Annotated in this window: 24 protein-coding genes; 2 read left to right on the top strand and 22 right to left on the bottom strand. The window is 45.6% G+C overall.

The window, feature by feature from the left end:
• Positions 1-106: 106 nt before the first annotated feature.
• The 15 genes from ACRYI5_RS01555 to ACRYI5_RS01485 all read right to left on the bottom strand — a co-directional run bounded on the left by ACRYI5_RS01555 (position 107) and on the right by ACRYI5_RS01485 (position 11,351).
• Entirely contained in the window at positions 107-1,690 is a 1,584-nt protein-coding gene (locus ACRYI5_RS01555) for a HAMP domain-containing sensor histidine kinase (protein ID WP_448224295.1), read from the bottom strand.
• Positions 1,690-2,406: a response regulator transcription factor gene (locus ACRYI5_RS01550; protein WP_407878231.1), complete on the bottom strand. Its 717-nt coding sequence runs from the start codon at positions 2,404-2,406 to the stop codon at positions 1,690-1,692. The genes ACRYI5_RS01555 and ACRYI5_RS01550 overlap by 1 nt, the downstream gene beginning before the upstream one ends.
• A 109-nt stretch (positions 2,407-2,515) precedes the next feature.
• Positions 2,516-3,382 (bottom strand): sulfite exporter TauE/SafE family protein, encoded by an 867-nt coding sequence (locus tag ACRYI5_RS01545; RefSeq protein WP_407878229.1) that lies wholly within the window; start codon positions 3,380-3,382, stop codon positions 2,516-2,518.
• A 165-nt stretch (positions 3,383-3,547) separates the two neighbouring features.
• The gene (gene rpmF / locus ACRYI5_RS01540; RefSeq protein WP_407878224.1) at positions 3,548-3,733 is read right to left on the bottom strand and encodes a 50S ribosomal protein L32; all 186 of its coding nucleotides are present in this window, start codon (positions 3,731-3,733) and stop codon (positions 3,548-3,550) included.
• 60 nt (positions 3,734-3,793) lie between these two features.
• Complete coding sequence (locus ACRYI5_RS01535) at positions 3,794-4,348, bottom strand: YceD family protein (RefSeq protein WP_407878222.1); 555 nt, start codon at positions 4,346-4,348, stop codon at positions 3,794-3,796.
• Between the two features lie 91 nt (positions 4,349-4,439).
• Positions 4,440-5,597, bottom strand: coding sequence for a nucleotidyltransferase (locus tag ACRYI5_RS01530; RefSeq protein WP_448224033.1), 1,158 nt, complete (start codon positions 5,595-5,597; stop codon positions 4,440-4,442).
• A 17-nt stretch (positions 5,598-5,614) separates the two neighbouring features.
• Entirely contained in the window at positions 5,615-6,349 is a 735-nt protein-coding gene (locus tag ACRYI5_RS01525) for a class I SAM-dependent DNA methyltransferase (RefSeq protein ID WP_448224032.1), read from the bottom strand.
• Entirely contained in the window at positions 6,346-6,711 is a 366-nt protein-coding gene (rsfS, locus tag ACRYI5_RS01520; protein WP_407878477.1) for a ribosome silencing factor, read from the bottom strand. Before rsfS ends, ACRYI5_RS01525 begins: the two co-directional genes overlap by 4 nt.
• Before the next feature lie 18 nt (positions 6,712-6,729).
• On the bottom strand, positions 6,730-7,347 hold the full coding sequence (gene yqeK, locus ACRYI5_RS01515; protein WP_448224031.1) for a bis(5'-nucleosyl)-tetraphosphatase (symmetrical) YqeK: 618 nt from the start codon (positions 7,345-7,347) through the stop codon (positions 6,730-6,732).
• Positions 7,340-7,978 (bottom strand): nicotinate-nucleotide adenylyltransferase, encoded by a 639-nt coding sequence (locus ACRYI5_RS01510; RefSeq protein WP_407878216.1) that lies wholly within the window; start codon positions 7,976-7,978, stop codon positions 7,340-7,342. Before ACRYI5_RS01510 ends, yqeK begins: the two co-directional genes overlap by 8 nt.
• Before the next feature lie 30 nt (positions 7,979-8,008).
• On the bottom strand, positions 8,009-8,326 hold the full coding sequence (gene yhbY, locus ACRYI5_RS01505; protein WP_448224030.1) for a ribosome assembly RNA-binding protein YhbY: 318 nt from the start codon (positions 8,324-8,326) through the stop codon (positions 8,009-8,011).
• Positions 8,327-8,349: 23 nt separating this feature from the next.
• A complete protein-coding gene (gene yqeH / locus ACRYI5_RS01500; protein WP_448224029.1) occupies positions 8,350-9,501 on the bottom strand; it encodes a ribosome biogenesis GTPase YqeH in 1,152 nt (383 codons plus the stop codon).
• Positions 9,498-10,025, bottom strand: coding sequence for a YqeG family HAD IIIA-type phosphatase (locus tag ACRYI5_RS01495; RefSeq protein ID WP_407878211.1), 528 nt, complete (start codon positions 10,023-10,025; stop codon positions 9,498-9,500). The genes yqeH and ACRYI5_RS01495 overlap by 4 nt, the downstream gene beginning before the upstream one ends.
• A gap of 81 nt (positions 10,026-10,106) precedes the next feature.
• Positions 10,107-11,003 (bottom strand): RluA family pseudouridine synthase, encoded by an 897-nt coding sequence (locus ACRYI5_RS01490; protein ID WP_448224028.1) that lies wholly within the window; start codon positions 11,001-11,003, stop codon positions 10,107-10,109.
• Positions 11,004-11,138: 135 nt separating this feature from the next.
• Entirely contained in the window at positions 11,139-11,351 is a 213-nt protein-coding gene (locus tag ACRYI5_RS01485) for a hypothetical protein (protein ID WP_448224027.1), read from the bottom strand.
• Positions 11,352-11,782: 431 nt separating this feature from the next.
• On the opposite strand from ACRYI5_RS01485, the gene ACRYI5_RS01480 reads away from it, so the two are divergent.
• The gene (locus ACRYI5_RS01480; RefSeq protein ID WP_448224026.1) at positions 11,783-12,730 is read left to right on the top strand and encodes a glycosyltransferase family 2 protein; all 948 of its coding nucleotides are present in this window, start codon (positions 11,783-11,785) and stop codon (positions 12,728-12,730) included.
• A 34-nt stretch (positions 12,731-12,764) separates the two neighbouring features.
• Positions 12,765-15,335: a YfhO family protein gene (locus ACRYI5_RS01475; protein WP_448224025.1), complete on the top strand. Its 2,571-nt coding sequence runs from the start codon at positions 12,765-12,767 to the stop codon at positions 15,333-15,335.
• Positions 15,336-15,489: 154 nt separating this feature from the next.
• On the opposite strand, the gene ACRYI5_RS01470 is transcribed toward ACRYI5_RS01475, so the two are convergent.
• From ACRYI5_RS01470 to ACRYI5_RS01440, 7 genes are all read right to left on the bottom strand, one after another.
• Positions 15,490-16,131 (bottom strand): hypothetical protein, encoded by a 642-nt coding sequence (locus ACRYI5_RS01470; protein WP_448224024.1) that lies wholly within the window; start codon positions 16,129-16,131, stop codon positions 15,490-15,492.
• A gap of 108 nt (positions 16,132-16,239) precedes the next feature.
• Positions 16,240-16,977 (bottom strand): hypothetical protein, encoded by a 738-nt coding sequence (locus ACRYI5_RS01465; protein ID WP_448224023.1) that lies wholly within the window; start codon positions 16,975-16,977, stop codon positions 16,240-16,242.
• A 610-nt stretch (positions 16,978-17,587) separates the two neighbouring features.
• A complete protein-coding gene (locus ACRYI5_RS01460) occupies positions 17,588-17,998 on the bottom strand; it encodes a DUF1310 family protein (protein ID WP_448224022.1) in 411 nt (136 codons plus the stop codon).
• 120 nt (positions 17,999-18,118) lie between these two features.
• Positions 18,119-18,289, bottom strand: a complete 171-nt coding sequence (locus ACRYI5_RS01455) for a hypothetical protein (RefSeq protein WP_448224309.1) — start codon at positions 18,287-18,289, stop codon at positions 18,119-18,121.
• 51 nt (positions 18,290-18,340) lie between these two features.
• Complete coding sequence (locus tag ACRYI5_RS01450) at positions 18,341-18,784, bottom strand: DUF4176 domain-containing protein (RefSeq protein ID WP_448224021.1); 444 nt, start codon at positions 18,782-18,784, stop codon at positions 18,341-18,343.
• Positions 18,785-19,382: 598 nt separating this feature from the next.
• The gene (locus ACRYI5_RS01445; RefSeq protein ID WP_448224020.1) at positions 19,383-19,826 is read right to left on the bottom strand and encodes a hypothetical protein; all 444 of its coding nucleotides are present in this window, start codon (positions 19,824-19,826) and stop codon (positions 19,383-19,385) included.
• A 5-nt stretch (positions 19,827-19,831) separates the two neighbouring features.
• Positions 19,832-21,202, bottom strand: a complete 1,371-nt coding sequence (locus ACRYI5_RS01440; RefSeq protein WP_448224019.1) for a T7SS effector LXG polymorphic toxin — start codon at positions 21,200-21,202, stop codon at positions 19,832-19,834.
• Positions 21,203-21,220: the final 18 nt, after the last annotated feature.

Here is a 21,220-nt window from a genome sequence, read left to right as displayed (position 1 = left end):
CTAAATTAAGGAAGCAAAGAATGTCCGGTTAATTAGTGTTGTATTCACTAATTAACCGGACATTCTTTCTGGACTATTTATAACTAAATATTATTAACGGATTTTTTTATTCCAATAAATTGCTATCCGCCAATGGTTCATCCAGTGGTTTCGCTGGTTCCTGGGCCGCTTGGAGCTTCTCCAAACGTGTCCGTTCTTCAGCACTCAACACATGCAACGAAATTTGGAAAATGGATCCGTGGCCCAATACAGATTCAACAGAAATTTTTCCGTTGTATCCTTCCACCAAGCGTTGCGCGATGGATAGGCCCAGGCCGTTGCCCCCTTTTTCACGGGACCGGGCTTTATCGACCCGGTAAAAGCGGTTAAAGACACGGTCGATGTTTTCAGGCGCAATCCCTTCACCAAAGTCTTGCACTTGGACTTGCACGTTGTGACCCGCCGCAGACATGGCCACGTGAATCTCTTTTCGCGTTTGTGAGTATTTGACCGCATTATCCATCAAAATGATCAACACCTGCTCCAGGTGATCCCGAAACATTGATACATAAGTCGCGTTCCGCAAGTCATCATCTAACGCAAACGTAAACTCCGGATGAATCATTTCGAAGTTGCTAAAGACCTGGTTCACCACTTCCTTGATGTCCGTGACCTGGTTTCTAAAGTCAATTTCGACCTGTTCAGCACGTGAGAGATCTAGCATCTCCTGGACCAAGCTCTGCATCCGCTTTGTTTCCGCGAGGGAGGCCTGAATGGATTCGTTTAACACCGCAGGGTCGTCTTTTCCCCACCGGTTTAATAATTCCATGTGGCCTTGAATGATGGCGACCGGGGTCCGTAATTCATGCGAGACGTCGCCCACAAACTGTTGCTGCTGGTCGATATAACGTTGCATCTGGTCCAGCATGCCATTCAACAATTCCGATAGATCAGATAATTCATCATTTCTTTTGGAGGATGGTACCCGGGCGCTTGATTGTGGATCGGCACTGGCACGCTCGATGGTTTCGCTAATGTCCGCAATTGGCCGCAAAAAGTAGCTCGCCAACATGTAACCAAACACAGAGATTGCCAGTAATCCAATCAACAATAGAACAATCAAGATGGAGCCCATCCGCTTGTAGGTCTGCCAATAATCTTGTAATTGATTGGTGACCTGGACGTACCCCACGACACGGTTAGACCCCTTATGCGCATAAATGGGGGCCCGTTCCACGTACACCCGGCGCCCGTTTAACCGGGTCAACGTCAACCGCCGCCCGGAAACTGCCTTAAACGGCTCCTCATCCACTCGAGACGCAAAAATCTCTGCCCCACTCCGGTCATACACCGTTACAGCTAGATTATCACTCGCCAATGTGCGGATGATTTCGTCACTGTACAGGTTTTGATGCTGATTAGGTTTACTTGGATCGCTCGGTTGATTGAACCGTCCACTTGGCCGCAGCACTGGTTCCACATCCGCTGTCGTTAACGACTTGGACGCCGTTTTGACCCGTTGCGTCACAATGTCGACCGCATCATTAGTCCGCTGTCGTTCCTCGCGAAGCAACACCGTGGTAAAACTAGAAAATAAAAGGCCTAAAACTACCGTAAAAATGACAAAGACACCCGTCCCAGTACCGAGTGTCCACTTCCATTTTAACGATAAGCGGTGGCGTTTTTTAGGCGTCTGCTCATCTGTTGTCATCATGATCGAATCACGTACCCTGTTCCCCGAACCGTCTGGATGTAGCTTTCTTCTCCGGGCCGGTCGATCTTGTTTCTTAAGTACCGAATGTACACGTCAACTACGTTGGTCTCAACTTCTGACTCGTAGCCCCAAACTTTTTGTAGCAGGACGTCACGGGCTAACACCACATTAACGTTTTCCATTAGGGTCAATAACAATTCATACTCACGTTTTGTAAGGTTAATGATCTCATCACCACGACGGACGATGCGATTTTCCTTTTCGATCCGAAGATCCTTGTATTCAACGACCGTTTGTTTGAAGTTCTTTTGTTCACCCTCAATGTCGATCCGCCGTAATAAGGCCCGAACCCGTGCCAATAATTCTTCAATGGCAAATGGCTTGACGATGTAGTCGTCAGCACCATGATCCAAACCAGAAACCCGGTCAATAACAGAATCACGGGCGGTCATCATGACAATTGGTGTACTCTTCACTTCACGAACCCGACGACAAACTTCCAGGCCGTTTAATTCTGGCAGCATCAAATCTAATAAAATAACGTCGAAGTCACTGTTTAAAGCGGCATCTAACCCCGTCCGGCCGTTATATTCAACCCGAGTGGCATACCCTTCGTGTTTTAATTCAAGTTCCACAAAGCGCGCCAGATTCTTTTCATCCTCAATGATCAGGATTCGTTCTTTCTTGGCACCCTTTTGTTCTGCGTTTTCCATTTAACTTAACACTCCGACTTTCTTTTATTATTCATTGGTACTGCGTTAATCATTTTATAGTAACGTTCTCATTTTATCATTTTTCCGCCATATTCGCTACCGTTCGGCGTTAAACCCGTGAACGGTGCAATCCATATAGCAAGTTTCCGGCCGTATAGAACAGGACTCCCAGGATCAACCAAGAAATAATGGCAATGTTGAAGTGTGAAAAAGCCATGAGGCCGAGTACAACCCCAAGGATTCCGGCCACCGACACAACGCTCACCAACTGGCGGTCATAATCACCATAGTGGATGAACAAGCTACTCCCGGCAGCAACGGACAGGGCTGAGCCACTCATCATGATGGGAAACGCCACGATGGGGTTTAACCCCATGGCGTAGATGGTCGCCGTTGTCATGGCATAAGAACCGATCCCGATGTTATTTAACGCACCGTAGACCATCTGAAGCACACACGTCAACACCAGTTTCCAGCCCGTTAACCCCGTGGCCGTTCCGTTGCCAGCAATCAGGTGCAGACGTCCTGCTAAGATAAAACAGGCCGCAATGATCAGGCCCCACGCAAGCCACTGTTTAATGATTCGTTCCGGCAGTTTAACAACAAACCGCGGACTGATCACCGCGCCAATAACCTGCGCGCCCACCAGCAGCACAAGGGTCAACGGATCAACATGAACCGTGCCGATGAACCCAATGCCCATGATAATAAAGGAAAGCACGCCCTGAACGTTTAACGTGCCCGGCAGGCGTTTCATTTTCACCCACCCCGTTGTCGAATAAATGGCTGTACTAACGGCGAAATCGGACACCCCTAACGTTGATAGGAAGAAAATACCGACTGCGCTTAACGCAACCCACCCTCTGGGGGCGGTCGGTTGCCGAAGATCTTGGCGGTGGCGCCACAGGTCTGTAAATAAGTACCCTGCAAACGCGCAGCCCGCTACAATGAGAATTACTAATAAAGCATTGCGCATTCCAATACCCCCACAATGAGTTTTTTGTCACGGCTGTTAATTATACAGGAGCCAACGGCAGACGCACACCATTTTTATGTAAAAACCGCTGAATCAAGGTTCCAGCGAGCATCGAAAAAACCACCCAAGAGCCTAGGTCTCTTGAGTGGTTTTAAGTGTTACTTATTAAGCGTTGGTAGCAGTCTTAACGATCTGCTTGCCATCGTAGTATCCACAACTAGGGCAAACGCGATGTGACATCCGCAGTTCTCCACAGTTAGGGCATGCTGACAAGTTAGGCGTAGCTAATTTGATGTGACCGCGACGCTTTAACTTCTTTTCTTTTGATGTTTTCCGTGCTGGTACAGCCATGTGAACGAGCACCTCCTTGAATGATTTTATCCACACATGTGTTTTTAAAATCTGCTAAGCTTAATGACGGTCTTGATCCTGATCAGGGAACAATCCCTTTAACTTAGCAAGACGTGGATCAATTGGTTGATTTTCTTCCTGATCGGCTTTGTAATCGTCTTCTGAGATCACTGACCAGCCGTTCCCGGTTGGTAGGTCCTCACCATTACGTTCCGCATCAGTCAGAATTTGCATTGGAATCTGAGCAATGATGTTATCAATCACACCCTCGTTCAAATCAATCGTCTGAGTTTCTAACAGTAAAACTGTCTCATTCTCTTCATAACGATCAAAGTGACTATCCTCAGTGATGTAAATTTCATTCATGTCGAAGTCAAACGGAAACGCTGCGGGTTCAAGTGACCGGCTGGATGGGACTACCATCTGACCAGAAACATGAACGTCTAGCAGAACGTCATCACGGTCCACCGTGATGCTTCCGACGACCTTGACCGGGTCGATATCAATGACACGATCGTCAAAACGATCCATCATGTCGACCTTCACATCCAAAGTTTCGTCGATTTGAAGCGGCTCATTCCGATACTTATCTAATTCCTTGAGCGACCATTTCATCGATAAACCTCCTAATGCAACGAAATCCATTATACCGGCGCCATCAGTTAATGTCAACGTTAAATCCTTGACAGCTAAAATACTCACGCCATCAAGGGTTTACACGTAATGGGTCGTGACGAAAGTCCTGTGGGACTCCCGTGAGCATTTCGTATAACATGCCCGCCCGGTAATCAAGATTCAGTGTTGCGTGCTTTAATTTTTGGTCAAAGCGGTTCACCACTGGTAACGTGAACTGCTTTTTATACTGGTTTAAAAAGGCCTGCCCTGTTGGGGTAAACCCAAGCAGGCGCAGATAATCAGCCTGCGGTGGCGTCATTTCGGCCGCCGTGGCGTGTAATAAGGTGTACAAACAAACCCGTTGAAGGCGTGAGTACGTGTAGCGTTTTGTCTTAATGGCATCCATGAAGTCACTGTATGTCTGGTGACGTTCAGCGGCTTCTTTCATCCGGTACTCCAGCCCCTCAGCCATCTGATAGATCTGCCCCAACTCTTCGATCGGCGTCATGAGTAACGTGTGACGGAGCAACTGCCACATGGCCGCTGACCACCCTGCTTGCGGTGTCACATCAGCTGCCGTTAAGTCTGCCAGTGTTGTGGCCGGCACATAGGGGGCAAGCTCAGCTTGTGATTTCTGGTTGAACAGGGCCGTCCGCAAGGCCGTTGCACTGGCAAACGCAGTGGTGGCGGTCGTTAAATCCTCATCGTGATACCCCTGGCCCTGCCGTTTTAGTGGCTGCAAGGTCAGCGGGTGGTCAAGGTTTGCATTAGCCACCGCATACCCGTAACTCAGAATGTCATTCGGTTGATCCAGTAAAAAGCCGGTCTTTTCCGCCAACTGGCTGGTAAACTGCGTGGCATACGTTTGATCAAACGTCTTAAACGCCGCCGCGTCGTCAATCTGAACCTGGGCAAGCGCCGTAAAGTCTGTTTCTGGATGTTCAGCACCAAACACCATTGTCTGTGCTTGAAGGGCGCTAAGCAAGCGTAGCGCGCCTTCTGCGAACAAATGGGCTGGTTGGACCGCCCAGTAAAACGGGAGCTCCACCACGACGTCAGCGCCATTGTGGAGTGCCTCATTTGCCCGGTGCCACTTATCCAACAACGCAGCTTCCCCTCGTTGAACAAAGTTACCACTCATGACGGCCACCACCACATCCGCATGTGTCAGTGAGCGGGCCTGCTCTAGGTGGTACCGGTGCCCATTATGAAACGGATTGTACTCCGTAACCACACCAACAACGCGCATGTCGCCCTCCTCAAAAGTTATGCCTGACAGCTAAAGAACCACCGAGTCGTTTCTGCCGTAGGCGCAGCGGTCCCGAAATCAGCGGTAACCGTTACGTTTGAAAAACCGGCTTCCTGCAATAGCCGTTGGTACGTTTCAACCGGATACGTCCGTTCCACATGAAGCTCGGAGTGCTGATCGTACGCCTGTTTTTGTTCATTCCAAATGAAGAAATTCAGGTCATGTTCTGCTTGGTGCGGTTCATCACCTTCATAACTACTCCACATAAAGGCCCGGTCTTCATCATGAAAATTATACATATACCCGGGGTACACAACGTCCGTCTGGTACGGGGTGATAACGTCAAAAAGGTACTGTCCCGTTGACGTTAGGTGGGCATGCGCTTCCTGAAAGGCCGTGAGCATCTGGGTTTCATCCTTCAGGTAGCACAACGAGTCGTCAAAACACGTAATCATGTCATACTGCGGCAAATCCCCAATCGCCAGCATGTCACCCTCGATGAGTGGTAATTCAACGTGTGCCTGTTCAGCCCACCGAACCGCTAATGTAAGCATTTCTGGTGCGAGATCAAGCCCCGTTACGTGGTACCCGGCTGAAACGAGCTTGACTGCAAGTCGACCAGTGCCACACGCCAGATCCAGAATCTGGGCGTCCTTACTAACCCCCTGACGACGCACAAAATCCAGCCATGAATCATACATGGCTGGATCAAACAGTTCGTCATAAAAGGCTGCGAACTGGTCATAAATCATGCTGTTTCGCCCAACCAATCGTTCAGATCAACCAGTGGTGCGTCTGACCAGAGCTTTTCAAGGTTGTAGAAGTGTCGTTGTTCTTCCTGGAAGACATGCACGATGATGTCACCAAAGTCCAACAGAACCCACGTCCCTTCTGCCTTTCCTTCGATCCGTCGAACCGTTACGCCGGCTTCTTCTTCGGCATCCTCAACAGCCGTCACGATGGCCTGAACCTGCCGCTTTGAGCCACCGTTCATCATGACAAAGTAATCTGCCATCAAACTAACTTCTTGGACGTCTAAGGCCTCAATATCTTCGGCCCGCTTTGCATCCCCTGCCTTAACGGCAATTTCTAACATTTGTTTGCTATCCACAATCATTCCTCGTTTCACTTTTTAGTAGTTATACTTCATCTTTTTGTTGGCAACCCAGTAATTATACGTTGCGATGGTTGCCGGATAAATTGGTGCGTGTTTTTCGATCAGGTAGGTCAGCGTGTGCTCGGTTTGGTAGGCAACCCCGGCTGCTAGATCCTTAGCCGTCACTTGGCGGGCTTCTTCCACACCGTCAAAATGCCGAGCTGGCTCCAAGTAATCAGCCATGTACGTGACTTGCGCCAACGGAGCCATCTCAACCGCCCCCGTGGTGTGCTGACGAACCGCATTGAGGATCTCCTCATCGTAGATCCCCAGTTCATCACGAACAAATTCGGCGCCGACGACCCCGTGCCAGATGGCGTTCCCCCAGTTCAGGAGGTCAGGATCCATGTGGTGCTTCTTGATCATCGCAACAAAGGCGTCGTCAGTTCGTTGCTTCGCGTAATCATGGACGAGCCCTGCAATGCTGGCCTTCTCCAAATCAACCCCGTTGGCCTCTGCTAATGCTAACGCCGTCTGTTCAACGCGCATGACGTGATCAAACCGTGATTCATTCAGCTTGGCGTGAACAGCTTCGATAAGCTCTGCCCGGGTTCCATTATAAATGTGTTGTTGATAATGTAAGTTTTCATTCATGATATAACTGATGCTCCTTAATGTATGCTTCGACAGCTTCAGGAACTAAATAACGAATCGACTGACCGCGTTTGACCTTGTCGCGGATCATTGAACTGCTAATTGCCAGCGTCGGAACGTCGACCCAAATGACGGGATACGGCGTAGCCTTTTGAAAGCCATTGCGACCCACGCCCACAAACGTCACCAGCTTGACGAGGTCATCGATCCGGTACCATTTCGGCAGGTAAGCCACCTCGTCGCCACCAATAATGAAGTAGTAATCCGTGTTTGGGTGGCGCCGTTTCATGTCAACAATGGTGTCATACGTATAGCTCTTGCCACCGCGTTCAATTTCCGCTGTTTCAAGATCAAACAGTGGATTGCCAAAGATGGCCCGACGAACCATGCGCGCCCGCAATAACGGGTCAATGGCCGCTTTTTCATCAATGTGTGGCGGCTGGGCGTTTGGCATGAAGAGCACTTTGTCCAATCCCAGTTGCTTACCAACTTGATCGCCAATGATTAAGTGGCCCAAATGTGGGGGGTTAAACGTCCCCCCAAGAATTCCGACCCGTCGTTTTGGCATTTCGGTCACTAATTCTGTCAGCACCTCTGGCTGGCCCTGTTTAGTTAACGTCGTTGTTATCATTATTTGCCTCTACCTACCAAACAATTACCATTACTTCGCTAACGCGGCCACTCGCTTCGACAGATCCTGATCAGCAGGGTCTTTTGCTGGCATGAAGAGCACCAGCGTGTGACCAATGGTCTGAACGACCGTGATTCGCTTATCTGTTTCAATGAAATCACGCGCTTCTGCCACCGTTGCATCGGCAGTTTGTAGCAAGTTGACCTTGATCAATTCGCGCTTTTCTAACGCACCGGCTAGTTGTGCTAACCAGGTGTCCGTTAAACCGTTTTTCCCAACGGAAAATAACGGCCGTAATGAATGCGCCTGTGAGCGCAAGAAGTGCTTTTGTTTACCCTTTAAATCCATTAATTCATTCTCCTTTAATCGGCCTAAATCATGGCCCGTCGCAATAAGACGTTAACGCCCTTTGGCGCCCAACCCGCAACCGTTGCGTTAGCTGGCACCGTTACCCAACCTAGCCCTTCAATGACAAGGTCACTTTTTTCCGTTGTCCGGAATTCATGGCGAGTCAGTGGTGGCAAGTCAGCCAATTCATCGGCAGTTGGCGGTGTCAAAAGTTCACCAGCATGCTTTTCATAAAAGGCATCCGCGTTTGCTAACTTCGTGCGGTGAAGCGTTAAGTTATTTTCAAAGTAGGCTGAAACCCCAACACTCCGTTTGTCCGTTTGGGCTGCGACCAGATCAAACCGTGCCACGGCACCCATAAAGATCGTTTGTGCGGCTTGAAGCTGATAAACCCGCGGCTTGATTTCCTTTTGCGGCGCCACGTACTTCAAGGCTTCCGCGCTCAAGAAATGGGCCATTTGTTCTGGATGAATGATCCCTGGTGTGTCAACCAACACGTGGTCTTCCCCAAGCGGAATCTCAATCTTGTCCAACGTGGTCCCCGGGAACCGTGATGTTGTGATCACATCCGCTGCCCCGGTGTTTTGCTTCAAGATCCGGTTGATCAACGTTGACTTCCCAACGTTGGTGACCCCAACCACGTAAACATCACGGTCGCCACGATACTTATCGATCATCGTTAATAATTCATCGACGTCACGCCCATTTTTAGCACTCAGTAAGGTCGTGGCAATGGGCCGTAAGCCGTTTGCGTTGGCTTGTTGCCGTAACCAGTCGGTTAACTTGCTCCGCTTCAATGAGCGCGGTAACACGTCTTCCTTATTACCGACCATCAAAATCGGGTTATCCCCCACAAACCGGTGAAGACCAGGAATCATGCTACCGTTAAAGTCAAAAATGTCGACAACGTACACGATCAGTGCATCTGCATCACGAATTTGGGCCAGTAACCGGCGGAAATCGTCATCCGTTAAGGACACCGGAACAATTTCATTATAATGACGCAACCGGAAACAACGTTGGCAATACAGCTCACCATTTTCCAGCCCCTTTTTCAGTGCTGACTGTGGCGTATAGCCCACCGCGTCCTTATCCGTTGTTTGAATTTGTGCACCACATCCAATGCAGTACAGTGGTTCTGTTTCTTCTGCACTTACTTGTGCCGTTTCGCTCATTTTATATCCTCCTGCCACGTTAAGGTTGGGTAAACTTTGTGGAGCCGCCGAATAACGAACTGTTCTAAGAACCGGTTCGGTCGCGTATTCCACTTGTCGGTTTCAATGATTGGTTTAACCAGAATACTGCGGACGTGTGCGTTATTCGCCGCCCATACGTCCGTCAGCAACTGGTCACCCACCATGACAACTTGATCGTTTGTTAAGTTTAATTGACGTTGTGCCTGGCGAATCCCACGGGTTAGTGGCTTCAATGACCGGGACACAAACTCTAAATTCAGGGATGAGACCGCCCGCGACACCCGTGACGCATTGTTATTTGACACAACCACGATCCGAATGTCATTTTTGTGCATCATTTCGATCCATCGTTGTAACTGGGGGGTACCATCGGGATTATTCCAAGCAATCAGCGTGTTATCAAGGTCTGTTAAAATCGCCTTGATGCCCGCCTGTTGTAACCGCTCTGGCGACACATTATAAATTGCCGGAACCATCCATGTTGGTTTGAACTGGGAAACCATTTAAAACTCCTCGTCTCACTACAAATTAATCACAAAATTATCTAAACTATTATACCAGAAATCGCGTTGAAATGTTGGTATTTACACCGTTTCCGCCTGACGCAGTTGTGTGAGCGTTTCCTCGAAATCTGCTGGCAACGGTGCCGTTACGATTTGTTGCTCACCCGTCAATGGATCGACAAAGCTAAGGCTCGCTGCGTGCAACGCCTGCCGCTTCATTAACTCGGTCGGCCCCTGGTACAATTCATCGCCGAGTAAGGGGTGCCCCAAGCTCGTTAAGTGCACCCGAATCTGGTGAGTGCGGCCGGTATGCAGCTGAAGCCGCAGTAAACTAGCCGTCGCAAACGTCTCTTCCACCCAGTATTCCGTCTGGGCGGACTGGCCTGCCGGATCAATCTGGCGAACTGGCTGGTCCGGCACACGCCCGATTGGTGCGTCAATAATGTCATGCTTCGTGGGCATTTGACCCGCAACCAACGCTAAGTACGTCTTCTTCATGGCATGTTGTTCCACCTGTGGCGTCATCAATCCTTGTGTAAGGCCATCGCGAGCCACAAGCATGATTCCACTGGTGTCACGATCCAACCGGGTCAGTAAGTGCGGCACCAAATTTGTTGCCTCATTTGCCACTAACCACCCTTTGATCCGATTGACCATGGTGTCCGTTTGGTTTGTTGGCCCCGGAACTGATGAAACACCCGCTGGTTTGTTTGCCACCAGCCAATGCGCGGTGGTCGCCACCAGTTCAACTGGTTCATGACTGACAAGAATCCGGTCATCCGCCGGTTCGTCCGCAACAATCAGCGTGACTTGATCACCAACACTCACTGCCTGGTCAGGGGTCGTTTGTCGCCCGTTCAGCAGTTGGCGACCACCCTGACGCTTTTGCCGTTCCCACAAGTTTTTACTCACGCCGCGTGTTAACAAAAAGCGTTTCACGCTTGGTGCCGAAGCTGTTGCTGTCCATGTTACTTCCACGAAGCCATATCCCCCAGATTTCAATTGATCCTTATTCTCACGTTATTCGTGTCGTAATCGTAACGTTAAATCGTCAGTCCGACAAGCAAAAAAGGGCCTGATTAAAAATCAGTCCCCGTTCATGGCGTTACCTTATTATGATGCAACACGGGGTGTCTGACGCGTCGACTCATTTTGATAATGAAGTCGATAGTCTGAAAACATCCCCCGTTCTTGGGTCAACCGTGTTAACGCCGTCTGACCCGTCTCGTAATCAACGTGTTCAAGCACTGGCAACCAGCGCTGATTTTGGAACACTTCAACCGTCCAGTTGTTTGATTGCTGACGGTGCATTTGATATTGCTTCATGAGGACACCCTCTTTTCTACTCGTGGCTAAGCAACGAACAAAAGTACAATGGTCCTTTACCATTGGAGCCCTTAGTTTAACCCGCTGACCGCAGAAGTAAAGCATTTTGCTCAACCCTTTTGTGCCCTGATTAATTGCTTAAATTCAGGCAATCGATTATTCAGTCAGTAATTCATTTCGGCTTATCACACTGTTTTCACCGCATTTTGTTATTGGCAACTTGTTAGTTTGTTCATGACAATCGTTGCTAAACATTGACTTGTCTCATTCCCATTCCTTGAAAAAGATGAGAAGCTTCATGAACAATGTGACTTTTTCGACAAAAGCCGGTCATTCTTGCCGGGAGTTCGTTATAATTGCTAGTGCGACGATATTACATTTTTGCGTATAGCACCACTTAATTAAACTAATAAAGAAAAGGAGTTTCTTTCGTGAGTAAACACTTCATTTCACTAATCGTTCCGTGCTACAACGAAGAACCAACAATTCCACTATTCTACCCTGTTGTTCAAGACGTGTTCAAAACACTCAACCAACGCTATCCAGATTACGAACCAGAATACTGGTTTATTAATGACGGTTCTTCCGACAAAACGCTTGCCGTGTTGCGAGACCTGCAAAGCCAAGATCCTGAACACGTTCATTACGTGTCATTTTCCCGTAATTTCGGGAAGGAGGCTGCCCTGTACGCTGGTCTTCAACACGCCACCGGTGAGCTTGTTGCCGTAATGGACGTTGACCTTCAAGATCCCCCGTCCTTACTAGAACAAATGTTGGATGGCATTCTAAACGACGGTTACGACGTTGTCGGCGCTCGGCGCGTGGACCGCAAGGGTGAACCCCCGATCCGGTCGTTCTTCAGTCGGGCCTTTTACCGCTTGATCAATAAGATCTCGCAAACGCAAATGGTTCAGGGCGTGCGGGATTATCGGCTCATGACCCGGCAGGTGGTGAACGCCATTTTATCCATGGCAGAAGTCAACCGCTTCTCAAAGGGAATCTTTAGCTGGGTCGGGTTCAACACCAAGTACATTGAATATGAAAACCAGGACCGGGTCGCCGGTGATACCCACTGGTCGTTCTTCCAACTCTTTAGCTATTCATTAGAAGGGATTATCGACTTTTCTGATGCACCGCTATCCATCGCTTCCTACACCGGTTTTCTTTCCTTTTTCGCGTCCGCCATTGCCCTCATTTTTATCGTTGTTCGGGCTTTGATCCACGGTGATCACACGGCCGGATGGCCCTCAACCGTCTGCATCATTTTACTGGTCGGTGGCCTCCAACTCTTTTGTTTAGGAATCGTCGGTAAGTACATTGGCCGGTTGTACCTAGAAAGTAAACACCGGCCCGTTTACATTGTTAAGGAAGAAAAATAATCAATTGCGTTTTTGAAAGGACGTGACACCCCTCATGAATCGTTACGGCCGCCGCCGTTTTTGGTACGACCTTCTGGCCTTCCTTGGTCCCATTGTTGTTGTAGCAATCACCTTTGCGTGCATGCATTTAACCCCGTTTGGTAATCGCAGTTTATTGGTGAGTGACATGGGCACCCAGTACATTGCTTGGTTGACCCAATTTCGCCACGCCATTACCACCGGACAGTTTAGCTTTTATTCGTTTAACCTGTCTCTTGGTGACAATGCCTTTCCGCTTGTTGCCTATTACATGTTAAGTCCGTTTAACCTCCTCTTGTTCTTTTTCCCAGCTGGACAAGTTCCGTTAGCGGTGACCTTTATCATCATGCTCAAGGTCGGTGCGATCGGTCTGAGCACCAGTTACTATTTCCGGCGGGTCTACCATAACACCAACTGGACCAACCTTCTTTTCGGGCTCGTCTTTTCCCTTAGCGGCTTTGTGGCAACCTATTTCTACGACATTATGTGGCTGGACGCCCTTATCCTCCTTCCACTGGTAATGCTAGGGCTCCGGCGGTTGGTGGAAGAAAACCGAACTCACCTTTACTTTTTTGCACTGTGGGCAACGATCGTGACCAATTACTATTTAGGGTACATGACGTGTCTCTTTGCGGTTTGCTACTTTGTCTATCTGTTGGCTGACGCGGCGCCAACTGGCCAGTCGCTGCTTACCACTGGTCGTCAACAGCGCCCGCTCATCTACCGTTTTATCGGGGTTTCGGCGTTAAGTGGCTTGAGCACCCTCTTCATTTTGATTCCGACATTACTGGGGATGCTCCAAACGAGTAAGGAAAGTTTGTCCTTATCGGCCTTTCTCCCCACCCCCCAGTTTGGTCTCGAAGCCCTGGTTCAATTGGGGATGAATGGGACCAACTACACCGCCCGCTTGGATCACGATCCGAGCCTGTACATGGGGAGCTTCGCCCTCCTCTTAGTCATCGGCTTCTTCCTCAGTCCTAAGATCAGTCGACACCATAAAAAGACGACCGGCTGGCTCCTCGGCTTTTTGGTCATCAGCCTCTTTTTCACCGGTCTGGACACCATTTGGCACATGCTTCAACGCCCAAACGGCTTTCCGTTCCGTGACGTGTACTTCTTGACCTTTGTTGCCCTCATCTGTGCTTATGAAGCCTGGCAGGCACACGTCCTTCAGGATAAACGGACCAATAACCGCGCCTTTGGCATTAGCGCCATCCTAATTTCAGTCGGCTATGTGACCGCGCTGATCGTTCAACCGTTTGTAGCCAAACATGATCCTGACGTGGCGTACTATATTAGTCCGTGGTTTTGGCTGGTGACGCTTATTGGGCTTGCTGCTTGCTGGCTCTTGTTCCGACAAACGGGTTCCAAACGACGTTACTGGGCCATCGCAGGACTGGCAGTGCTGACCGCTGCCGAACTAGGAAGCAACCTCTTTCTTGGAATGGCTCCCGCTGCGCTTGGTAATCAATCCCTGTACGCCAAGAATTACGACATCGAACAAACCCACTTTGATAAACTTCAAAAAGACGCCCACGCCTTTTACCGCGTTAATAACCGAAATTCACTATTAAACGACGCGTACGGTGAGTCTTACAATAACTATAATGACCTGCTCCTCTTCAATAGTTATGGGATTGACCTGTACAGTTCCACCTTAAATGAGTCCACCCGGACCATGCTGGAACAGCTGGGCTTTTACAGTAAAAACGCCCGCCGGATCAGTGCTGAGGGAAGTACCCACCTCACTAACGCCCTGCTGGCTGTGCGTTATGAACTGCGGATGACCGCCAATAATTACCAGATTATTGACCACCCCACTGCACTGCCGCTGGGCTTTGCCGCAAATGAGCAAGTCACCCACGTGAAGTTTGCCGATACGGCGGCCCTAACGAATCAGCAGCGCTTGTGGCAAGGTATTAATGGCACCAAGACGCACTACTTCAAACGGGTCAAGGTGACACACGTTCACCGTGGTCAAAAGGTCAACAGCCGTTATCGGTATGATCTGACGGTCACGCCACAGGCAACCGGAACGCTGTACGCCTACTTCCCTGAATTGAGTGTGGAACACGCTCAGATCAGTGTGAACAATGCGCGTCGCCACACCCGCGTGGTTGTCCGTTCTCAATCAGCACTGTCGCTAGGCAGCTTTAGTAAGGGCGACACCGTTCACGTGCAGGTCTTGAGTCGTGAACCCATTAAGCAACCCGAAAAGGCACTGCAAACGCTGGATGATCAGTCCTTCTATCATTCATTAACAACCCTACACCAGTCAACGTTGCATCTGGATAAGGGCTGGACTCCTGATCACCTCGCCGGTACAATCACCATCAAGCCTGATAAGAAAATGCTCTTCTTGAGCATTCCCTATGACAAGGGCTGGCACGTTTATGTTGATGGTCAGGATGCCACCGTTCAACGCGTCGCCGGTAACCTGAGCGCCGTTAAACTTCAATCAGGCAAGCACCACGTTCGCCTGGTTTATCGCGCACCTGGTTTCCGGTTAGGTGTCATCATCAGTATTTTGAGTGTGTTCTTCTACATTTCTATCTATTGGTGGGCACGCTTTACCCACCGCAATTAACAGAGCAAAATTAAAGACGTTGGCCACCGGGATACGGGGGTCAACGTCTTTTTTGTGTAATGCATTTGTTAAACCTTGGCTTTACTCTTTAAGTTGCACGACAGGTAATGATTTGGAAGAATCTCTTTACCTAAAAAACTCTCTTTTACTCCAATCATTCCGTCCGCAAAACCTTGCCATAGTACTTCCTTCGCCATCTTTCATATGGCGCATAAGTTATGCTAGTTGAAAAGAATGTCAGCATTTCAAGAATTTCAAACATAGAAAATAAAATGCTATGGAACGAGAAAAAATAATAGCTAGCACCCGCAATTACAGTAAAGAGTATTAAAAGCCCTGATACTAATCTATGTCTTTGCTCTGCTTTATCGAACATTTCTTTTATTTTCTTTTCATCTTCAACATGCATAACATCTGCTAACCTTTCAATCTTAGTTAACTTTGATCCCTTTAATGCAAGCCATTGATCAATTTCTTCAAGGGCATACCACAATATCAAGAATGCCACTGTACTTATCATCAGAACATCTGCTTTGTATGTCGCAAGAGTGCCATCATGTGTTAATCCTAACAATAATGGTGGTAAAAAAAGGACCATGTTTCGAGTATATTTATGAACATTCTCATTGTTTTGTTTATCCTCTTGAACGTTTCGCTCTTGCACAAAGAGTGAATCGTCGATCTTTGACCCCCAAACCAGTTTATAGCTCCCATCTACCATCGATTTAGATTTATAAATCTTAAATAGGTTGTCGATTTTTTGATCAGTTGTCATTCCACTTTCATCTAAACTCATAATTCATACCCCAAATTTCTCAGAAATCGTTATGTAGCTATTGTCATCTTATTCAAAACACACCACTATATCTATGCAGTAAATGACTAGGACAATAAAAATCAATCACTAATAATTCTTCTTTTCAACTTTAACTACTGGCAAACTTTCAGAAGGATCTTCCATTCCAATAATCTCCTCGTTGCCCCAGTCTTTCCATCGATAAAAACTCATACCAGGCACATCAGAATCGACTGCTTTTTTATAAACTCTTTTACCAGATGGACCATATAAAAGAGGCCAAAATATCCCAATTGTTGGAACAACCAATATTTTCACATAGACATATGCCGCAATAACCATACAAACTGAAGCAATCATTAATAATAGAAAATTGCCATATGCATTTGATCTGATTTTCATGGTGTGCGTTGTCTGAAATTCTTTGATTTCTTGTATATCCTGACGTTCTCTCTTTTCCATCATGTGAAGTCTTATAATGCCCGCAATAATTCCTAAAACAATAACTATTAGTCCCGCGTATTCCTGAAATGCTGAATCAAATGCTAGGCTTAAAAACATCCAAAGTTTAATTCCCAATACTGCAATACATATTATTGTGATAGCCCAAAGTTCCTGTGCAAAGTTTTCTTCTTTTATATCGATTCTTAATTCCTTTGCTCTTTCTGCAGGTACTTCCATCACTTGTCGACGATTAGTAGATGATAGAAATCCATAAATTCCATACCATGGACGATAAACAGACATCAAATAAAATCGATCATCCTCTGTTTCAATGACAGAGTAATTATTAGATTTTTTAACATCAAAGAATGCCGTGGCTTTCCAGTTTTCGTCATCGTCCATTTTGTAGTCCTCTATATTCGTCCATTTAGTCTCCAGAATAATTATTAAAATACTTCTTGTTGTCCTCAGATAAATACACCTTGTTCTTAATATCTTTATCTGATAACTCGGTACAAGTACCTAACGCTTTAGACAATATTGCTGTCTAAAACATCTTAAAATGCCTTATAAAATTATGTGCTTTAAGTTTTATATTTTTTCGTCGACTTACCTTTTTTAAGAGCTCTGAAAATTCTTCGTCAGAGAAATATTGTCTGCTTGCCTCAGGGTTTATTAATAAGAAATCTGGGTTTTCTTGCAAAAACTATCTGGTCGAATGCCATTGATCTAGTTTGGGTGCCCAAATACCAAAGTGCATGTAGTGGATAAACTCTTCTCCTGTATGTTCTCCACGCTTTTATGTCAGACTTATGGGGCACGATAACATAAGCGTCCAAACCGCTATTTGAAGCATTGCCATGAACTACCTTTGCTACATAACCAATCTAAACACTTTTAATATTTTTACCATGACCTTGGTTTATCACGACCGTTTGATTTTTTCAGTCTTTATATTCCGTTTTTGCAGCGCTAACGCGGTCTTGTTCAGATAATGTTCCCCCAATTTACACTATTTGCCATTGTAATTATCCTCATTAAAAAGATCATCAAGCTTTGATGAATTAGCTGCATTCACAGCAATTATTTCACCGCTCTCACTATCTCTATCAATATTTATATTCCAGCTTAAATCTTTGTTGTTATTTACCGTTCCGTCTACGTCAATTCCACCCATTGGATTATGTTTTACAGTCTTATCATTTATTTGAATAGAATTAACTCTCTGATATTTATCTTGATTATGAATAAAATCATATATTGCATCCTCATGTTTATTAACTTCTCTCATCATTTCTTCGCGTTCTTCTTGCTTTTTATGGTCCACAATATTTTTCACAGTAACAGTTCCTCCGATAATTCCGATGATCAAAATCAACAAAGTAATACCAATAATTGTTGCTCCTTTAGATGGCCTTTTCATAAGTTACCTTTCATTATCCAGGAACGATTACTATATATTTACTATCCACGTGGCATTCTAATCTTGATATAGTTACGACCACGCATGTAGTATCCTTCGCTTAAACTAAGTATTGGTTTGTTACGAATGAATCCCCAGTGACCGCCCGATCCGCGCTGTTGAAACCAATCCCTTCATGAATTCTGGTTGCCCAGTTTTCAATTCGGCAAATTCATCAGAGATGAGGAATAAATGCGGCATGGGTTCCGTCGTGGTGCCCTCGTTAAAAAGGCGTCGGTACTGGTTATTCAAAATAATCCTCAAAAAGTTAACGACGGATTACCTTTTTGAGGATTGCATTAATTATTCGTGTTTCGTGCCGCTATTGATAGATTCTTGTCTATTCTTCAAAAGCTGACTTAGATCACCCGAACCATCATCAAGGCCTTGGTCTTCTTTTTTATCCTTAGAAGCATTCACATCACTCTCGCCTTTAATCAATTCATTAGCATGTTCTGCCATATATTTATCCAGTGCTTCTTGAAATTCTTGAGTATTCACATCTTCATATGGTGGATAAGCAATTTCATCAATGTCCTCAGAGTTGAAGAAAAATACTTTTTCTCCCGATAATCCAGTTGGAATTAATGTCGCACCATAGTCAAAGTATACTTTTTGCTGATTTTGCTCAGTCATTGGCACTTTTGATACTATCAATAATTTTTCATCGATTCCTTTCAAAGAAACTATTGTTCCAATTGGTAACTTTGAAAATGATGGTAATTCAGTATCTTCTGTGTTATTCATTATGTTCTCCTAGTTTATTACATAATTAGCATTCATTTTTCCATCAAACAGCAACTATTTAATTAAATGATTTTTAACGAATCTTCCCAATACCGTAAATATATTAAACAAGTAAATGATGAGTAGCACTCTATAAATAGTTCCCAATAAGACTCCAATATTTCCAACATATTCTTTAAAAAAGAGGTCGCTCATACTAAAAAAAACATTGATGGAACTTAACATCAAAAAACAAGAAATAATAAACATTCCAATTTTGAAGACCTTCTCGATAACTTTAGAACTGATTATTGAATATTTTCCTTGTTTTAAATTATCCGTGAAACGAAGTATAAACAAGCTTCCCAATCCAAAAACAATTCCTATAAGCATCATTAGCCCTAAAGTAACTTTGTCACTATTATTAAACATGATTAATCCGAAAAACATAAAAAAAGCTAAGCATGCGAACACTAACATATAGACTATTTTATTCTTCATTGCTCTCCAATTAGCCTCTAACGTCATCAGATATGATTTTTATACTTTCCTCAGACATTAATCAGAATCCTCAAAAAACGTGGAGTTCTCTTACATTTTCTCGCTTATACAATTTAATTTATTTTGAAGTTTTATTTTTTTGTATAGCAATAACCTTTTTCAATGTTTTTTTTACAAAAAGCAGATTTATTCTAGAACTAAAATAAATAGATCCAAGATATAATAAAATACCTATGTATTTTATTACACCTGTGTTTGATTGTGAAAAATCAACCATCATCCCAATTTGAAATCCAAAAGTCATAAAAGCTAGTCCTATAAGAATGATTGTAAAAACCCACCTACCTAATTCCAGCATTTCATCAGTTTCAGAATATTGTCCCAAAGGATAATTTTCCCGGATAAGTGTTGGAGCCACCTTAACTGCTAATAGACAGCCAATCTCAAAGGAGATCACAATTACCGTAAACAAAAGCAGCACGATTTTATCACTATTTGTTATGGCTCCTAAACAAATTAGTACAACGGCAAAACAGCTTAACGTAATTACTTCTTTTCTCATACACTTTATTTTCTCCAATCAAAGCCAAGTATAGGGTATGAAATACTACCACCAAGACCATAATTTTCTAAACCAAGGTCATGTAATTGCGTCACTTGATATAAAGCCACATGAGGCAAGACATGTTCAATTTTTTTAATACTATCCATATGACCTGCATGAATCTGAGGTCCATAACTTCCCGTAATATGTGCCGAAAACAATGGCTCATGACCACCTTTTGGTTTCAGTAAATTAATACCAAGCGACATTCTAGCAACGGCTCCGTCAGCTTGCGCAGCAAAACCAGCCTTCCTTTCCGAGGTAGAATCAAAACCTGCAACTTCACCAGCAAAGGATGACACATCTGCACCCACTCCCGTTTCAACATTTATTGCATCGTTCCCTAATTTCCCTTTAAGATCAATCTTTGCCGCATCCGTCTCACCCTTTGCGTCCATTCCTGCAAACGATTTGGTCATACCGGCTTTCCCTTGCAATACACTATAGAACAATTTTGCCGCAGCCTCACCTGAAATTCCCCAGCCTGGTTTTGAGCCATGCACTTTCCCTGCAAAAACCCCACCTTCAATTTTGCCTTCTGCGTACTTAGATGATACTTTCCCCTCCATTGCGGCACCTAAAAGCTTCCAATCAACATAACGATTCTTACCCTTAGAAACCCAGTTAACCGCTGCACCAACCATTCCGGCATTCTTAAAGGCACCCTTTTTACCGGATAATTTATAATATCTATCTTGATCTTTATTGGTCGCCATCATTAGTCGCATTTTACTAAAGTCATTCTTTTTAACTTTAGCCGCTTTGGCAATTGTTGGGCTAACTAAACCTTTATTGATGTTACTAATGTTTTCGCTAACTTCTTTACCAACCTTTGAACTACTAAAGCTTTCCAATTTTTGATGCGTCTTTTTTACTACCTTTTGGGCATCGCTCATGTCAGTCTTCATCTTATTCATTGATGGTTGTGACAGAGACATGACCGAACTTGCACTACTAATGGCCGCGTGAACCTTACTATCAATTGTGCTTCGGTTTGATTCATTTTTACTCAGCGCACTACTGGCTTTACTTAACGCACTACTACTAATAATGGCTGCGCTAGAATTATCCACTTCGCTTTGAAACAAAGCCATTGCCTGTTTATAACTGTCGACCAACTCACTTAGTTCTAAATCAATCAACCGCAAGTTCGTAATATCTGCTCGGTGAATGTAACTGGTCATGTTGTTCGCAGTTGCACCTGAAAAGCCTTTTGTTGAAGCTAGCTCATTTAGTGCGCTACTAACATGTTGATAGCTTTTTTGTACAGCTGAACTTTGCTTTGTTAATTTTTGATACCCGTCAGTCACCTCTGACATATTTACCTTAACCATAAATCAAGTTGACCTCCA

Source organism: Furfurilactobacillus sp. WILCCON 0119 (genome assembly GCF_053471565.1).
The sequence above is the reverse complement of the archived record's forward strand: the minus strand, read 5'-3'. Positions and strand labels throughout refer to the sequence as shown.

Excerpts from the sequence above, each read along its gene's own strand:
- ACRYI5_RS01485 (WP_448224027.1), bottom strand. The coding sequence starts at position 11,351 with ATGAAGCAATATCAAATGCACCGTCAGCAATCAAACAACTGGACGGTT.
- yqeH (WP_448224029.1), bottom strand. The coding sequence starts at position 9,501 with ATGAGCGAAACGGCACAAGTAAGTGCAGAAGAAACAGAACCACTGTAC.
- ACRYI5_RS01550 (WP_407878231.1), bottom strand. The coding sequence starts at position 2,406 with ATGGAAAACGCAGAACAAAAGGGTGCCAAGAAAGAACGAATCCTGATC.
- ACRYI5_RS01495 (WP_407878211.1), bottom strand. The coding sequence starts at position 10,025 with ATGGTTTCCCAGTTCAAACCAACATGGATGGTTCCGGCAATTTATAAT.
- ACRYI5_RS01445 (WP_448224020.1), bottom strand. The coding sequence starts at position 19,826 with ATGAGAAAAGAAGTAATTACGTTAAGCTGTTTTGCCGTTGTACTAATT.
- ACRYI5_RS01530 (WP_448224033.1), bottom strand. The coding sequence starts at position 5,597 with ATGCGCGTTGTTGGTGTGGTTACGGAGTACAATCCGTTTCATAATGGG.
- ACRYI5_RS01555 (WP_448224295.1), bottom strand. The coding sequence starts at position 1,690 with ATGACAACAGATGAGCAGACGCCTAAAAAACGCCACCGCTTATCGTTA.
- ACRYI5_RS01460 (WP_448224022.1), bottom strand. The coding sequence starts at position 17,998 with ATGAAAAGGCCATCTAAAGGAGCAACAATTATTGGTATTACTTTGTTG.
- yhbY (WP_448224030.1), bottom strand. The coding sequence starts at position 8,326 with ATGGATTTAAAGGGTAAACAAAAGCACTTCTTGCGCTCACAGGCGCAT.
- ACRYI5_RS01450 (WP_448224021.1), bottom strand. The coding sequence starts at position 18,784 with ATGAATAACACAGAAGATACTGAATTACCATCATTTTCAAAGTTACCA.
- ACRYI5_RS01440 (WP_448224019.1), bottom strand. The coding sequence starts at position 21,202 with ATGGTTAAGGTAAATATGTCAGAGGTGACTGACGGGTATCAAAAATTA.
- ACRYI5_RS01525 (WP_448224032.1), bottom strand. The coding sequence starts at position 6,349 with ATGATTTATGACCAGTTCGCAGCCTTTTATGACGAACTGTTTGATCCA.
- rpmF (WP_407878224.1), bottom strand. The coding sequence starts at position 3,733 with ATGGCTGTACCAGCACGGAAAACATCAAAAGAAAAGAAGTTAAAGCGT.
- ACRYI5_RS01465 (WP_448224023.1), bottom strand. The coding sequence starts at position 16,977 with ATGGACGATGACGAAAACTGGAAAGCCACGGCATTCTTTGATGTTAAA.
- yqeK (WP_448224031.1), bottom strand. The coding sequence starts at position 7,347 with ATGAATGAAAACTTACATTATCAACAACACATTTATAATGGAACCCGG.
- ACRYI5_RS01510 (WP_407878216.1), bottom strand. The coding sequence starts at position 7,978 with ATGATAACAACGACGTTAACTAAACAGGGCCAGCCAGAGGTGCTGACA.
- ACRYI5_RS01545 (WP_407878229.1), bottom strand. The coding sequence starts at position 3,382 with ATGCGCAATGCTTTATTAGTAATTCTCATTGTAGCGGGCTGCGCGTTT.
- ACRYI5_RS01470 (WP_448224024.1), bottom strand. The coding sequence starts at position 16,131 with ATGAGTTTAGATGAAAGTGGAATGACAACTGATCAAAAAATCGACAAC.
- ACRYI5_RS01535 (WP_407878222.1), bottom strand. The coding sequence starts at position 4,348 with ATGAAATGGTCGCTCAAGGAATTAGATAAGTATCGGAATGAGCCGCTT.
- ACRYI5_RS01475 (WP_448224025.1), top strand. The coding sequence starts at position 12,765 with ATGAATCGTTACGGCCGCCGCCGTTTTTGGTACGACCTTCTGGCCTTC.